We start from the raw sequence: 14102 nt of genomic DNA, 5'->3' as shown, positions 1-14102 counted from the left end.
ATAGTTAGCGAACGTTGGCGCAGGTCAGGCAAAACGCATAGCGGTTTTGCGGATCGTTAAACGCGGCCAGCTTTTCGCTTTCTGCTTTAACCGTACTCGCCGCAGAAGCGAGCGGCGCCGGGAGCATCGCCTGGATCGCTTCAGGCAGCATGGCACGAACGGAACCGGACATGCTGTCCATCACAATATCAACGAATGTCGGTTCGTCCTGATAATATTCAATGTGCCATTGCTTCAGTTTGGCCAGCTCAGCCGCTTTCGCCACGGCGTCATCAAAATCACCCAGACTGTCTACCAGACCATTGGCTTTCGCATCCTGGCCGGTCCAGACGTGGCCCTGCGCGATTTTGTCAATCTGCTCAGGCGTTGTCTTACGCGCATCTGCGACCAGCGTGATAAAGCGCTTATAGCCGTTCTCGATGCTCAGTTGCATCATTTGCTGCACTTCAGGTGGTAACGCTTTGGTGATGGAGATATCCGCCAGTGGGGATGTCGCCACGCCGTCGGTGTGTACACCAATGGAATCCAGACTGTTTTCCACAGTGTTGATCACGCCAAAGATCCCGATTGAACCGGTCAGCGTGCTGGGGTTCGCCACAATGTAGCTTGCTGGGGTGGAGATCCAGTACCCGCCGGATGCCGCCATGCCGCCCATGGACACGACAACCGGCTTGCCTGCCGCTTTTGCCGCAGCCAGCTCAGCGCGAATGACTTCGGAAGCGCTGACGCTGCCGCCAGGGCTGTTCACGCGCAGGACAATTGCTTTCACTTTCGGATCAAGACGCGCTTCGCGGATCTGCGCGGCAGTCGTGTCTCCGCCCACGTTCCCAGGGGTTTCTTCACCGTCCATAATTGCGCCATTCGCGAAGACGACGCCAATGCTGTCCCCAGTATCCGCTGGCGTTTTTAGCGAGTAATCGTAATAGCTGACGGCGCGATAATTTTTATCCGTTTTGCTCCAGCCAAACTGTTTGGTCAGCATTTTTTCGACTTCAGCGCTGGAAGCGAGTGCATCCACCAGTTTGTTGTCGAGCGCATATTTCGCGGTATCGCCATCGACTTTTGTCAAACCGTCCAGCATGGCCTGTGCGCCCGGGAACACCTGCTGAGCAGGGATCTGGCGGTTGGCAGCGACCGTGTCGAGATAGTTCTGCCACAGCTCGCCGATCCAGCGGCTGTCGGCCTCTCGCGCGGCAGGAGACATATCATCACGAATGAACGGTTCTACGGCAGACTTATAAGTCCCGACACGGAATACGTGTGTGGAAACTTTCAGCTTGTCGAGCAGGGACTTGTAGTACAAACCGTTGGTGGCAAAGCCGTGCAGATCAACGGAACCCTGCGGAGAGAGATAAATTTTATTGGCGAAACTGGCGAGGTAGTACTGCCCCTGGCTGAAGTTATCGCCCACGGCAAAGACCGGTTTGCCGCTGTCGCGGAATTCCCGCAGCGCTTTACCGATATACTGCATGGAAGGCTGGTCGGCCCCGGCAAAATTTTTCAGATCCATCACAATGCCGGTGATGTTGCGATCATCTTTTGCCTGGCGAATAGTATTCACGATATCGAACAGGGAGTTTTCCTGCAGACGATCGGAACTGGCGCCAAACAGCTGACGACCAATAACGCTTAAACGACTGGTGCTCGAAGGCTTATCGACAATCACCCCCGAGATATCCAGCAGCAGTGCGCCTCGCTCAGCGTGTTCACTGGTATTGCTGCTGCTGACCTGCATCCAGATGCCCACACCCACCAGCACCAACAAGATGAAGAACAGGTTAAGCACAAATTCACGGACGAAATTCAGTAATCGCCATGTCCATTTAAAAAATCCGGCAATAAATCGCCACAGGGTTCGCATGTATTCTCCCTACCGATTAACAACACGCCACCCCGAAATTCCGGAGAAAGGCGATAAGATGAGGCTATCGTAATGACCCGACAGGCACTTGTCAGCAGGAATCACCGCCTGTGCTGTAACAAAATCCGCTCACGTGTTAATTTTGTGAACAAATCTCATTGTTGGAGTTAAGCAAATGGATGCACTCGAATTACTGATTACCCGTCGTAGCGCCTCTCGTCTCGTCGAGCCGGCCCCGACAGGTGAGCAACTGCAAAACATTCTGCGGGCGGGTATGCGCGCGCCAGACCACAAAACGCTGCAACCGTGGCAATTCTTTGTCATTGAGGGCGAAGGGCGTGAGCGTTTTAGCGCGGTGCTTGAAAAAGGGGCGATTGCCGCAGGCAGTGACGAGAAAGCCCAGGACAAAGCCCGCAGCGCACCGTTTCGCGCGCCGCTAATTATTACCGTGGTGGCGAAATGTGAAGAAAACGACAAGGTTCCTCTGTGGGAACAAGAAATGTCTGCCGGTTGTGCGGTGATGGCTATGCAGATGGCCGCAATTGCCCAGGGCTTTGGCGGTATCTGGCGCAGTGGTGCATTAACCGAAAGTGCGGTCGTTCGCGAAGCATTCGACTGTCGCCCGCAAGATAAAATCGTCGGTTTCCTCTATTTGGGCACGCCGCAGCTAAAAGCATCCACGACGATTAACCTTGCCGATCCGGGCGCATTCGTCCGTTATTTCTGATCTCAACGGCAAAACTGTCTGGATTCTGAGCAAAGACACCCGAATTCAGACAGTCACTCTTACCACATCATGGAATGAGCGCTACCATATCCGGATTGCAATGACAGGAGATGTCCATGAGCGAGCAAGCTATTCGTTTAACGCAATACAGCCACGGAGCCGGTTGCGGTTGTAAAATTTCCCCAAAAGTGCTGGAAACCATCCTGCACAGCGAGCAGGCGAAGTTTGTTGATCCGAACTTACTGGTGGGTAATGAAACCCGCGACGACGCGGCCGTATACGATCTGGGAAACGGCACCAGCGTTATCAGCACCACCGATTTCTTTATGCCGATTGTCGATAATCCGTTTGATTTTGGCCGCATCGCCGCGACTAACGCCATCAGCGATATTTTCGCTATGGGCGGCAAACCGATTATGGCAATTGCTATTCTGGGCTGGCCGCTGGATAAGCTGGCACCGGAAATCGCCCGCGAAGTAACCGAAGGCGGACGCTTTGCCTGCCGTCAGGCGGGTATTGCACTGGCGGGCGGTCACTCTATCGATGCCCCAGAGCCAATCTTCGGCCTTGCGGTAACCGGCGTTGTGCCGACCGAACGCGTGAAGAAAAACAGCACCGCTGAAGCAGGGTGTAAGTTGTTCCTGACCAAGCCTCTGGGTATTGGCGTTCTGACAACTGCTGAGAAAAAATCACTGCTGAAAGAAGAACACAAAGGACTGGCGACAGAAGTGATGTGCCGGATGAACATTGCCGGTGCGGCATTCGCCGATATTGATGGCGTGAAAGCCATGACCGATGTTACCGGTTTTGGTCTGCTGGGGCATCTGAGTGAGATGTGTCAGGGTGCAGGCGTTCAGGCGCAGATCGTCTACCAGGATATTCCTAAGCTGCCAGGCGTTGAAGAATACATCGCGCAGGGCGCGGTGCCGGGTGGTACCCAACGTAACTTTGCCAGCTACGGACACCTGATGGGTGAAATGCCGCAATCGGTACGCGATCTGCTGTGCGATCCGCAAACTTCCGGTGGCCTGTTGCTGGCGGTAACGCCGGAAGCTGAAGCCGAAGTGAAAGCGGCAGCGGCGCAGTTCGGTATCGATCTCACCGCCATTGGTGAGTTAGTGGAAGCTCGTGGCGGTCGCGCCATGGTTGAGATTCGTTAACTCGATGCGGTTGTTTATTGCCGAAAAACCAAGTCTGGCGCGTGCTATCGCCGATGTGCTGCCGAAGCCGCATCGCAAAGGCGATGGTTTTATCGAATGCGGAAATGGACAAGTGGTGACCTGGTGTATTGGTCACCTGCTTGAACAGGCGCAGCCGGATGCCTACGACAGTCGTTATGCTCGCTGGAGTCTGGTCGATCTGCCGATTGTCCCGGAAAAGTGGCAACTGCAACCGCGCCCCTCGGTGACCAAACAGCTCAACGTCATTAAGCGCTTTTTGCATGAAGCCAGCGAAGTTATTCACGCCGGTGACCCCGATCGTGAAGGGCAACTGCTGGTGGATGAAGTGCTGGATTACCTGCAACTGGCACCTGAAAAGCGCCAGAAGGTGCAGCGTTGCCTGATTAACGACCTCAACCCGCAGGCCGTTGAGCGGGCTATTGAGCGGCTGCGCGCCAACAGTGAGTTTATCCCGCTGTGCGTGTCGGCACTGGCGCGAGCGCGTGCGGACTGGTTGTACGGTATCAATATGACGCGCGCTTACACCATTCTTGGACGTAACGCGGGCTATCAGGGCGTACTTTCGGTCGGGCGCGTACAAACGCCGGTGCTCGGGCTGGTTGTGCGTCGCGATGAAGAGATAGAGAACTTCGTCGCCAAAGACTTCTTCGAAGTGAAAGCGCATATCGTAACGCCTTCCGATGAGCGGTTTACCGCTATCTGGCAGCCGAGCGAAGCGTGTGAGCCGTATCAGGATGAAGAAGGGCGCTTGCTGAATCGCACGCTGGCTGAACACGTGGTGAACCGCATTAACGGTCAACCGGCGATAGTCACCAGCTATAACGATAAACGGGAATCAGAATCCGCGCCGTTGCCGTTCTCGCTGTCTGCGTTGCAGATTGAAGCGGCGAAGCGCTTCGGTTTAAGTGCGCAAAACGTTCTGGATATCTGCCAGAAACTGTATGAAACCCATAAGTTGATTACCTATCCGCGTTCGGATAGCCGTTATCTGCCGGAAGAACACTTTGCCGGGCGTCACGCGGTACTGAACGCGATTAGCGTCCATGCGCCGGATCTGCTCCCGCAGCCGGCGGTCAATCCCGATACGCGAAATCGCTGTTGGGACGACAAAAAAGTGGATGCGCACCACGCCATCATTCCTACCGCGCGCAGTTCTTCCATCAACCTGAATGACAACGAAGCGAAAATTTACAACCTGATTGCCCGTCAGTATCTGATGCAATTTTGCGCAGATGCGGTATTCAGGAAGTGCGTTATTGAGCTGGATATCGCCAAAGGTAAGTTTGTCGCTAAAGCGCGTTTTCTGGCGGAAGCCGGATGGCGCACGCTGCTCGGCAACAAAGAGCGCGACGAAGATAATGACGGGACGCCGCTGCCGATGGTGGCAAAAGATGACGAACTGCTGTGCGAAAAAGGCGAAGTAGTTGAACGTCAGACCCAGCCCCCGCGGCACTTTACTGATGCAACTCTGCTGTCAGCGATGACCGGGATTGCGCGATTCGTGCAGGATAAAGATCTGAAAAAGATCCTGCGCGCAACGGATGGTTTAGGTACGGAAGCGACGCGTGCCGGAATTATCGAGCTGCTGTTTAAGCGTGGATTCCTGGTGAAAAAAGGACGTTATATCCATTCGACTGACGCGGGAAAAGCGCTGTTCCACTCGTTGCCAGAAATGGCGACGCGCCCGGACATGACAGCGCACTGGGAATCTATCCTGACCCAAATCAGCGAAAAGCAGTGTCGCTATCAGGATTTCATGCAGCCGCTGGTGGGGACGCTGTATCAGCTTATCGATCAGGCGCGCAGCACACCGGTACGACGCTTTCGTGGAATTGCTGCACCTGGCGGTAGTGGTAGCGATAAGAAAAAAAGCGCGCCGCGTAAACGTCCGGCGAAAAAAAGCCCGCCATCGGAAGAGGCAGGCGTGTAATTTGTAGGCCGGATAAGGCACGTGGCCGCATCCGGCAATGCCTGATGGCGCGACGCTTATCAGGCCTACGGAAACAACAGTTCTGAATTAAATCACGCCCTGACCCAGCATCGCGTCGGCAACCTTCACGAAGCCCGCGATGTTGGCGCCACGTACGTAGTTGGTCTGCTTGCTTTCGCCGCCGTATTCAACGCAGGCATGGTGAATATCCAGCATGATGTGGTGCAGGCGCGCATCCACTTTCTCCGCTTTCCAGCCCAGACGAGCGGCGTTTTGCGCCATTTCCAGACCGGATGTCGCTACGCCACCGGCGTTTGCGGCTTTACCCGGTGCGAACAGTACGCCCGCTTCGAGGAACAGATCTGTGGCCTCGATAGTGGTCGGCATGTTTGCCCCTTCGGCGACAGCTTTCACGCCGTTGGCGATCAGTACGCGCGCTGCATCGACATCCAGTTCGTTCTGAGTGGCGCACGGCAGGGCGATGTCGACCGGAACCGACCACGGTTGTTTGCCTTCCAGATAGGTCAGACCAAACTCACGGGCGTAATCCGCCACGCGACCGTCACGGCTGTCTTTGATCGCACACAGACGCGCCAGTTTTTCTTTAGTAAATCCGCTTTCGTCAACCACGGTACCGCTGGAATCAGAGGCGGTAACTACCCGCGCGCCAAACTCCATGGCTTTCTCAATGGCGAATTGCGCCACGTTGCCGGAGCCAGAAACCGCCACGCGCATGCCTTCAAAGCCCAGACCATGGCGTTTGAGCATTGCTTCGGTGAAGTACACCAGACCGTAGCCGGTGGCTTCCGGGCGGATCAGGCTGCCGCCAAAAGAGAGACCTTTACCGGTAAAGACGCAGGCGCTGTTGTTGGACAGTTTTTTCATCATCCCGGCCATAAAGCCGACTTCACGACCACCCACGCCGATATCGCCCGCCGGGACGTCGGTATCAGGACCTAAATGGCGGAACAGTTCGGTCATCAGTGCCTGGCAGAAACGCATGATTTCGCCTTCGCTTTTACCTTTCGGATCGAAATCGCTCCCGCCTTTACCACCGCCCATTGGCAGCGTGGTGAGGGCGTTCTTAAAGGTCTGCTCGAAACCCAGGAATTTCAGGATAGACAGGTTCACGGAAGGGTGGAAACGCATACCGCCTTTGTACGGGCCAATGGCAGAGCTAAACTGTACGCGCCACGCGCGGTTGACCTGCACCTGATTGCGATCGTCCAGCCAAACTACGCGGAACTGGATCACGCGCTCCGGTTCAACCAGACGTTCCAGCAACGACATCTGACGATAACGCGGGTTCTGCTCAAGAAAGGGCCACAGCGTCGTCATTACCTCACGAACGGCTTGCGCGAACTCGGTCTGATTCGGGTCGCGCTTTTGCACATGGTTGAGAAATGACTCCAGAGAACATGTCTGATCCATAGATATAAGAACCTCTTATGTATTGATATGGTTATATTTTTGATATTTATGTTATGTGTTGTGCAGTTTTTGACTATACCATCAGCAGTGTGACGTGACGCAAGAAAAAATTAACCCCGCTAAGTAAATTAATATTGCGCCGTGGGTCATAACCAAAAACGATGATGGAAGGGACTAAAGTTTCTGCCGATTTATACCGTTATACTGAGCATAAATGTCAGTTAAAAAGGAAACACAATGCGCCGTTTAATCATGGCAGGAGCGTTGGTTCTGGTGTCCAGCGCGACGCTGGCAAATCAGCTTTATCGCCCGGATGTGCAGGTGAATGTACCGCCGGAAGTGTTCAGTTCCAGCGGTCAACGGGCACAGCCCTGTAGCCAGTGCTGTATTTATCAGGATCAAAACTACTCTGAAGGGGCGGTGATTAAAGCCGATGGCGTTCTGTTGCAGTGCCAGCGCGATGATAAAACGATCAGCACGAATCCGCTGGTCTGGCGGCGCGTAAAAGGATAAACGCCTCTAACAACGGGATATCGGCGGGCGCCAGTGGATAACGCAGCGCCTCTTCAGGTGAGCACCAGACGATATCCTGATGTTCAAATGCTCTCAATTCCCCCTGAAAAGACGGCACATGCCAGGCGTGTAGGTGAATCAATCGGCCTGAAACCTCGCGTTGATGACTGGCAATGTAGCGCCCCACGACCGCCTCAATGCCCAACTCTTCACGCAATTCACGGATCAGCGCCTCGGGCTGACTTTCGCCCGGCTCAACCTTACCCCCGGCAAACTCCCACATGCCTGACTGATCCGCATGAAGCGGACGCTGAGCCAGTAAAATTTTGCCATCACGTTCAATGATAGCGGCGACCACGTCGAGGGTTTTCATCATATTCATCAAGATCTAACAGCAGAAAATGACATACTATCGTTATCTTTGTTTTATCTAAAGTATTCAGGAGTCACCGTTGAACGAACCTCAGTCGTGGGTAAAGCCGTTAACGCGTATCCCTTCCAGTTTAAAACCGCTCGTTGCCACGCAGAAAAAACATTATGGCGATGTGCTGCATCCCACGCGCTGGTGGGGGCGGATGCCGTTTCTGTTCTGGCTGGTGGCGCTGTTTGTCGGGTTTCTGGAGCGTAAAAAGGCGCGCTTAACGCCGGTGATGCGCGCGCTGTTGATGACCCGCGTTTCTCAGGTCTGCCACTGTGCTTTCTGTGTTGATGCGAATAGTTTACGGCTGGCAGAACGCTGTGGCGCGCTGGATAAAGTCATGCAGGTTGTCAACTGGCAAGATTCGACGCTGTTTAGCGCTGAAGAACGCGTAGCGCTGGCCTATGCCGATGCGGTTACCGCAACGCCTCCACAGGTTGACGATGCGCTGAAAGCGCAGATGAAGCAGCATTTTACCGATGATGCCATTACGGAAATGACCGCGCTGATTGCGTTTCAAAATCTCTCGGCGCGTTTTAATGCCGCTCTCGATATTCCCTCGCAGGGACTGTGTGACAGTTTTAAAGGACGCCCGCATGCTTGACCGCCATCTTCATCCACGATTAAAACCGCTGTTGCATCGGTGCGTAGGTATTATTGATAAACCGGCGATTACCCCGGACGGACTTACGCTGGTCGGATTTGCCATTGGCGTGCTGGCGTTGCCATTTCTGGCGTTAGGCTGGTATCTGGCGGCGCTGGTGGCCATTGTACTCAATCGGTTGTTTGACGGACTGGATGGGGCGCTGGCGCGGCGCAGAGGACTATCCGACGCCGGCGGATTTCTCGATATCTCGCTCGATTTTCTCTTTTACGCCTTAGTGCCGTTTGGTTTTATTCTTGCCGCTCCGGCGCAAAATGCGCTGGCAGGCAGTTGGCTGTTGTTCGCGTTTATTGGCACCGGTAGCAGCTTTCTGGCCTTCGCCGCACTGGCAGCAAAACATCAGATTGATAACCCCGGTTACGCGCATAAATCGTTTTATTATCTGGGTGGATTAACCGAAGGAACTGAGACGATTTTGCTGTTTGTGTTGGGGTGTCTGTTCCCGGACTATTTTGCCGTGCTGGCGTGGGTCTTTGGCGCGCTGTGCTGGATGACAACGTTCACCCGGATCTGGAGCGGATATCTGACGCTGAAAGCGGTTCAGCGTCAGGCGTAAGATATTACGTTGCCGGATGCGCTTCGCTTATCCGGCCTCCAATGATGGTTTATCCAGGCTGGGTAAAGCGCTCTCGCCGCATCCGGCAATAATGACGCTCTTATTTGCTGGCGTCCGGACCCCGTTCACCGCTGGCGACCGGGTTTTTCGGATTGCTGCTCCACTCGTACCAGCCACCATCGTAAACAGAGACGTTTTTCCAGCCCATCGCGCGGGCATACATAAACGTTTCTGAAGCACGCCAGCCAGTACCGCAATAGAAAGAGACCTGTTGATTCGGCAGGATATTCCATTGCTTCCACATGGCGGCGATGTCATCCGCGCTGCGCATGGTGCCATCCGGGTTATGGAAATCTTCCATGTGGGTGGAGTCGCTGCCCGCGTGGCCCCAACGTGCGCCTGCGATCTCACCTTTTGGCTTAATGTAGCTGTAGCCGCTGGTAGTACCGACAAATTCTGGCCATGAACGAATGCTTACTAAAGACGCATCCTGGCGATGCAGCAGACCGCGAGCCTGTTCCGTATCGAGCATCAGCTGCGGCTGGGCAGGGATTTTCACGCCGAAATCAGGTTCTGGTTTCACCGTTGGCGGAGTGCCGCGTTCGACCGGTAAACCTGAGTCGGACCAGGTTTGCCAACCGCCGTCGAGCAGACGAACGTCTTTCACGCCTGCGTACAACATAATTTGTGCCACGCGTGCGGCGGCATAGACATCGCGGCCGTATAAAATTACCGTGGTGTCGTGGCGGATACCGTGTTTCGCCAGCATCGCTTTAAGCTGCTCATCGGAAACCTTATTCCACAGCGGTTCGCTTTCAACTTCATTGGTATCAATGTAACCCGCGCCGGGGATGTGGCTGAGCAGGTACAACTTCGGCGCGCCCCAGGCGGCTTCAATCACTTTCCAGTTACCCGCTGGTTTGGCAGTCACGTCTTTACCCTGCTGAAGATCGTGCAGCCACTGTGGGTAAACCAACTGTTCGAAGTGCGGCAGACGTTGCAGACGCACAGGATCTGTCAGCGCATCGCTGAGGGTTGAGATATGGTTAAAGCCAACTTTTTGCAGACGGGATTTAACGGCCTGCATGTCGTTATCACGGCCATACAGCGCCACCGGAGCGTCGGTCTTAAGTTGATGTGACTTAACCCAGGCGCTGAGTTGTTCATCATTCATCTTGTCGAGCCAGGCGGCAGACAGATTCAGTGCGGAAGGTTCGTGTCCTGAAGGACCATTGAGCGATTGTGGCCAACCGTTGTAAAAAGCGCTCTGACGGGTATCGATCGCCGCGCCTTGCTTTTGCTGTAACTGGTTGAGGGTGAGCGCCTGTGCTGTTTCAGCAGCCCAGGAAGAAGCGCAAGCGAGCCCTAAAGCCAGTGCCAGCGCGGTCATTTGAGAAACACGTTTCATCGAATAGCCCGACATTGAAAAAAAGAAGACGACATTCTGTGCCGCCAGTTACGTAAAAACCTTGCGTTAACGCAGCATATCGACACATTCACGCCCAGTTTTCCATCTGAAATACGCGGCCTGCAGGCGGCACGTCCTGCGCGTCATGGGTCACCTGTACCACCGGGATCCCCAGCTTACGCACCTCGGTGAAGACCCATTGGCGAAAGTTATCGCGTAGCGACGCATCCAGCCTGCTAAAGGGTTCATCAAGTAACAGCGCCTGGGGCTGCGCCAGCAGCGCGCGGAGCAGGGCGACCCGCGAACGCTGCCCACCGGAGAGCGAAGCCGGATCGCGTGAATAAAATCCTGCCAGGTCCGCGCGTGCGAGGGCGCTTTCTACCTCATGGCGCCTGGCAGGACCTTGCAGTCTGGCGGGTAAGGCCAGCAGTAAATTCTGCCCAACGCTGAAATGGTCAAACAGCAGCGCATCCTGGAACAAAATGCCAATCTGGCGCTGCGCGGTAGGTAACGTATCGATGCGTCGTTCATTAAGCCACAGTTCGCCTGAGGCCTGGAACTGGGGAGACAACGCCCCGATCATCCATGAAAACAGCGAAGATTTCCCGCTGCCGGAAGGTCCCATAATAGTGACGATGTCACTTTTGTTAACCTGAAAATTAACGTCTTTCACCAGCGCTTTCGCGCCCTGGTACAACGAAACGCCTCGTACAGTAAGCATTAGCGGAGTCCTTGTCGAAAGCGGCCGATCCACGCGGCGAGAAAGGCTGCAAGTGCGAAAACGAGCAGTGGTAAAAGCAGCTGCCACAACGCTTGTGTTGCCAGAATCGCACTGCTACCGCCGCTGCTTAATGCCACCGCTTCGGTGGTTAATGTGGGATAGCGTCCGGCACCTAGCCACAGCGTTGGCATATACTGGGCGATACTGACCGAGAAGCCAACCGCGAAGGCAATCAATGCCGGGCGCGCCAGCTGCGGGCATTTCACCAGCCAGAATATCCGCCCCCGCGTCCAGCCCAGGGTTTGCGCAATCAAAATTAATCGTGGGTCAATGCGCTGCCAAGCCGGTTTAAGCACAAATAGCATCCAGGGCATCACCCACAGCAGGTGGCCCCAGATAATGGTCGTCATCAGTCCATCTTGTTCGGCATCTAACGCCAGCAGATATTGTCCGGTTACCAGTGGTAGCGCAGGCAAAATGAGCGGTAGCCAGACCCAGCGGTGTCCGGTTTGTGGACCCCATTCCAGCCAGGCAAAAAGTATCAGTAGCGCCAGCACGCTGGAAAGGAGCCCCAGTTGCAGGCTATTGTTGAGCGCCTCGTTGTTTAGCGAGGAATAGCTGGCGATAAGCGCCAGTACCAGCGCGCATACCACACCGCTGACGGGCAAAATCTGTACCAGCGGGCGTGCGATTGTCATAGATGAAAAATGCTGGCGTTCACCGTTTACTGCCGGAATAGTATGTCGCCAGGCACGCCAGAGCAGATAACCCACCAGCGCGATAACAAGGAGCAACAGCACCAGTAACAGACTGGCAAGTGCGCCTTTCGCCTGCTGTTCGACGTCGCCCTGACTGAGCCACTGCCAGCTCAATACGGCAAGCGTTGGCGGATTGCCGGGGCCAAGAACGATTGCCACATCAACAACGGAGAGTGACCAGGCAACAATCGCCAGCATAGCTTTACCTAATGCCGGGCCGATAGCGGGCAGAACCAGCCAGTTCAGGCATTGCAGTCGGCTGTAACCCAGCGAATCCAATACGATAACCTGCTGAGAAAGTTGTTTCTCACTCAGTAGGGCCGAGAGAATCCATAACAAAAAAGCGCTCTCTTTCACCGCCAGCGTTACGCCAAGTCCAATGCCGTAGCGGTCCGGCTGTGGGCTGAGGAACGGGAGCCATTGCCAAAGTATGCCGCCTTCAGCAAAAACCAACAGCACGCTGGTGGCGAAGGCAACGTGCGGAATTGCCAGCAGCCAAGGAAGACGCGTATACAGACGTACCCAGCCTGCGCCGGGCCACAAGGCGAGGATCGCCAGCAGCGCGATGATCAGCGCGCCCCCAGCCGCGAGGCCGACGGAAACCAGCGTTGCCAGTAACGCCTGCGGGAGTTGAGGATCGGCAAAGAGCGCCAGCCAGTGTGTGGTACTAAGCGCCGGTGTTATCAGAGACCATGCCGCTGGCGCCAACGGCAGATAAACTGCCGCCATGATGGCCCAGAGTAGCAGAATTAATGCGTACCGTAGCGGCGTAACCATTCTTGTTCCAGAGCGTTTACCCAGGCTGCATGCGGTTCTGGCAACACGGCAGGGAGCCCCTGTGGGATCCGCGCCAGCAGCGCATCACGCTGTTCGTCAGGCAATTTTTGTGGATCAAGCACCGAAGGATCTCCCCAGACAGCCGGGTCAGCTTTGCGCAGTTGTGCTTCAGGAGAAAGCAGGAAGTTTGCCACGACTTTTGCTCCGGCACTGGCGTGGGCATTCGCCGGAATGGCAACAAAGTGCACGTTGCCGAGCATGCCCTGTGAGAAACCAAAACTGTAGCTGCTTTTAGGCAATTCGCCGCTCGCCACTTTTTGCTGCGCGTGGGCCGGGTTAAAGGTCAATGATAAACGCAGGGTACCGCTATTGAGCAGTGCATCCATTCGTGCTGGCGTGGGCGGAAAATCTTTGCCTTCACGCCAAAGTACAGGATGCAAAGTATCAAGATACTGCCACAATGGCGCGGTAACTTCGGCGAATGTCGCTGTATCTGGCGCAACTTTCAATGCCTGTGGTTTGGTGGTGAGCGAAATTAGCAACTGCTCAAGAAAAGCCGTTCCAGTAAAGTCGGGCGGGCGTGGATAGGTCACCGTGCCAGGGTGCGCCTGCGCGAATTTAAACAGTGCCTGCGGAGATTGTGGCGGCTGCGCGGTAAGATCGCGCCGGGCAATAAAAGTGAGTTGGGCACCGCCCCACGGTGATTCAGCCCCCTCTGTTTGAACGGAGAAATCTTCGGTCACCGGTTTTTGTGTATCAACATAGCGCCAGTTAGGCAGCGTTTGCGCCCACTGGGTTTGCAGTAGCCCGGCTTCTTTTAGCGTACGGAAGTTTTCGCCGTTAACCCACAGTAAATCGACAGAGCCGCCGGTTTTTCGCCCGGATGCCGCTTCCGTCTGGATGCGTTTTACGGCATCGGCAGCGTCTGCCAGGCGCACGATTTTCAGGTTAATGTCGTAGTGCGTTTTCATCTCGCCGCTAACCCAGTTGAGATACTGGTTAACTGCATTGTCGCCACCCCAGGCGTTGAACCACACCGTTTGACCACGGGCGTCATTTTTGATTTGTTGCCAGCTGGCGTCCTGGGCAAACGTCGCCAGCGGGCAGAGCAACAAACTCAGACACAATAAGCAGTAACGCATAATATCTCCATGGTT

Annotated in this window: 13 protein-coding genes; 6 read left to right on the top strand and 7 right to left on the bottom strand. The window is 55.0% G+C overall.

Annotated elements, in window-relative coordinates; all coding sequences use genetic code 11:
* Window positions 1-4 precede the first annotated feature (4 nt).
* Window positions 5-1861: a signal peptide peptidase SppA gene (gene sppA, locus OGY72_RS22995; protein ID WP_286549749.1), complete on the bottom strand. Its 1857-nt coding sequence runs from the start codon at window positions 1859-1861 to the stop codon at window positions 5-7.
* A 175-nt stretch (window positions 1862-2036) separates the two neighbouring features.
* On the opposite strand from sppA, the gene OGY72_RS22990 reads away from it, so the two are divergent.
* From OGY72_RS22990 to OGY72_RS22980, 3 genes are all read left to right on the top strand, one after another.
* Window positions 2037-2588 carry an NAD(P)H nitroreductase gene (locus OGY72_RS22990; protein WP_148362079.1) on the top strand — a complete coding sequence of 184 codons (552 nt, stop codon included), beginning with the start codon at window positions 2037-2039 and terminating at the stop codon, window positions 2586-2588.
* Between the two features lie 116 nt (window positions 2589-2704).
* Window positions 2705-3748 carry a selenide, water dikinase SelD gene (gene selD, locus OGY72_RS22985; protein ID WP_003832497.1) on the top strand — a complete coding sequence of 348 codons (1044 nt, stop codon included), beginning with the start codon at window positions 2705-2707 and terminating at the stop codon, window positions 3746-3748.
* A 4-nt stretch (window positions 3749-3752) separates the two neighbouring features.
* On the top strand, window positions 3753-5699 hold the full coding sequence (locus OGY72_RS22980) for a DNA topoisomerase III (RefSeq protein WP_286549825.1): 1947 nt from the start codon (window positions 3753-3755) through the stop codon (window positions 5697-5699).
* An 87-nt stretch (window positions 5700-5786) separates the two neighbouring features.
* On the opposite strand, the gene gdhA is transcribed toward OGY72_RS22980, so the two are convergent.
* Window positions 5787-7130: an NADP-specific glutamate dehydrogenase gene (gene gdhA, locus OGY72_RS22975; RefSeq protein ID WP_003832501.1), complete on the bottom strand. Its 1344-nt coding sequence runs from the start codon at window positions 7128-7130 to the stop codon at window positions 5787-5789.
* A 252-nt stretch (window positions 7131-7382) separates the two neighbouring features.
* Here gdhA and OGY72_RS22970 point away from each other — a divergent pair, with 252 nt between their 5' ends.
* Complete coding sequence (locus OGY72_RS22970; RefSeq protein ID WP_170974251.1) at window positions 7383-7643, top strand: YnjH family protein; 261 nt, start codon at window positions 7383-7385, stop codon at window positions 7641-7643.
* Here the strand turns inward: OGY72_RS22970 and OGY72_RS22965 are convergent.
* Complete coding sequence (locus tag OGY72_RS22965) at window positions 7603-8016, bottom strand: pyrimidine (deoxy)nucleoside triphosphate diphosphatase (protein WP_126956334.1); 414 nt, start codon at window positions 8014-8016, stop codon at window positions 7603-7605. The two genes, OGY72_RS22970 and OGY72_RS22965, sit on opposite strands and share 41 nt — an antisense overlap.
* Before the next feature lie 79 nt (window positions 8017-8095).
* Between OGY72_RS22965 and OGY72_RS22960 the strand changes: the two genes are divergently transcribed.
* Both OGY72_RS22960 and OGY72_RS22955 read left to right on the top strand, forming a co-directional pair.
* Window positions 8096-8665, top strand: coding sequence for a carboxymuconolactone decarboxylase family protein (locus tag OGY72_RS22960; RefSeq protein ID WP_149280853.1), 570 nt, complete (start codon window positions 8096-8098; stop codon window positions 8663-8665).
* Window positions 8658-9281 (top strand): CDP-alcohol phosphatidyltransferase family protein, encoded by a 624-nt coding sequence (locus OGY72_RS22955; protein ID WP_063941483.1) that lies wholly within the window; start codon window positions 8658-8660, stop codon window positions 9279-9281. The genes OGY72_RS22960 and OGY72_RS22955 overlap by 8 nt, the downstream gene beginning before the upstream one ends.
* 100 nt (window positions 9282-9381) lie before the next feature.
* On the opposite strand, the gene OGY72_RS22950 is transcribed toward OGY72_RS22955, so the two are convergent.
* The 4 genes from OGY72_RS22950 to OGY72_RS22935 all read right to left on the bottom strand — a co-directional run bounded on the left by OGY72_RS22950 (window position 9382) and on the right by OGY72_RS22935 (window position 14087).
* Entirely contained in the window at window positions 9382-10689 is a 1308-nt protein-coding gene (locus OGY72_RS22950; protein ID WP_126318358.1) for a sulfurtransferase, read from the bottom strand.
* Window positions 10690-10777: 88 nt separating this feature from the next.
* Complete coding sequence (locus OGY72_RS22945; RefSeq protein ID WP_204191775.1) at window positions 10778-11410, bottom strand: ATP-binding cassette domain-containing protein; 633 nt, start codon at window positions 11408-11410, stop codon at window positions 10778-10780.
* Window positions 11410-12945, bottom strand: coding sequence for an ABC transporter permease family protein (locus tag OGY72_RS22940; RefSeq protein WP_149280855.1), 1536 nt, complete (start codon window positions 12943-12945; stop codon window positions 11410-11412). The genes OGY72_RS22945 and OGY72_RS22940 overlap by 1 nt, the downstream gene beginning before the upstream one ends.
* Window positions 12918-14087 (bottom strand): ABC transporter substrate-binding protein, encoded by a 1170-nt coding sequence (locus OGY72_RS22935; protein ID WP_286549738.1) that lies wholly within the window; start codon window positions 14085-14087, stop codon window positions 12918-12920. The genes OGY72_RS22940 and OGY72_RS22935 overlap by 28 nt, the downstream gene beginning before the upstream one ends.
* Window positions 14088-14102 lie beyond the last annotated feature (15 nt).

This window comes from Citrobacter sp. Cpo221 (genome assembly GCF_030332345.1).
In the GTDB taxonomy this organism is placed as follows: Bacteria; Pseudomonadota; Gammaproteobacteria; order Enterobacterales; family Enterobacteriaceae; genus Citrobacter; species Citrobacter portucalensis.
This window is presented reverse-complemented; position numbering and strand designations above follow the sequence as displayed.

Excerpts from the sequence above, each read along its gene's own strand:
- sppA (WP_286549749.1), bottom strand. The coding sequence starts at position 1,861 with ATGCGAACCCTGTGGCGATTTATTGCCGGATTTTTTAAATGGACATGG.
- OGY72_RS22990 (WP_148362079.1), top strand. The coding sequence starts at position 2,037 with ATGGATGCACTCGAATTACTGATTACCCGTCGTAGCGCCTCTCGTCTC.
- selD (WP_003832497.1), top strand. The coding sequence starts at position 2,705 with ATGAGCGAGCAAGCTATTCGTTTAACGCAATACAGCCACGGAGCCGGT.
- OGY72_RS22980 (WP_286549825.1), top strand. The coding sequence starts at position 3,753 with ATGCGGTTGTTTATTGCCGAAAAACCAAGTCTGGCGCGTGCTATCGCC.
- gdhA (WP_003832501.1), bottom strand. The coding sequence starts at position 7,130 with ATGGATCAGACATGTTCTCTGGAGTCATTTCTCAACCATGTGCAAAAG.
- OGY72_RS22970 (WP_170974251.1), top strand. The coding sequence starts at position 7,383 with ATGGCAGGAGCGTTGGTTCTGGTGTCCAGCGCGACGCTGGCAAATCAG.
- OGY72_RS22965 (WP_126956334.1), bottom strand. The coding sequence starts at position 8,016 with ATGAAAACCCTCGACGTGGTCGCCGCTATCATTGAACGTGATGGCAAA.
- OGY72_RS22955 (WP_063941483.1), top strand. The coding sequence starts at position 8,658 with ATGCTTGACCGCCATCTTCATCCACGATTAAAACCGCTGTTGCATCGG.
- OGY72_RS22950 (WP_126318358.1), bottom strand. The coding sequence starts at position 10,689 with ATGAAACGTGTTTCTCAAATGACCGCGCTGGCACTGGCTTTAGGGCTC.
- OGY72_RS22945 (WP_204191775.1), bottom strand. The coding sequence starts at position 11,410 with ATGCTTACTGTACGAGGCGTTTCGTTGTACCAGGGCGCGAAAGCGCTG.
- OGY72_RS22940 (WP_149280855.1), bottom strand. The coding sequence starts at position 12,945 with ATGGTTACGCCGCTACGGTACGCATTAATTCTGCTACTCTGGGCCATC.
- OGY72_RS22935 (WP_286549738.1), bottom strand. The coding sequence starts at position 14,087 with ATGCGTTACTGCTTATTGTGTCTGAGTTTGTTGCTCTGCCCGCTGGCG.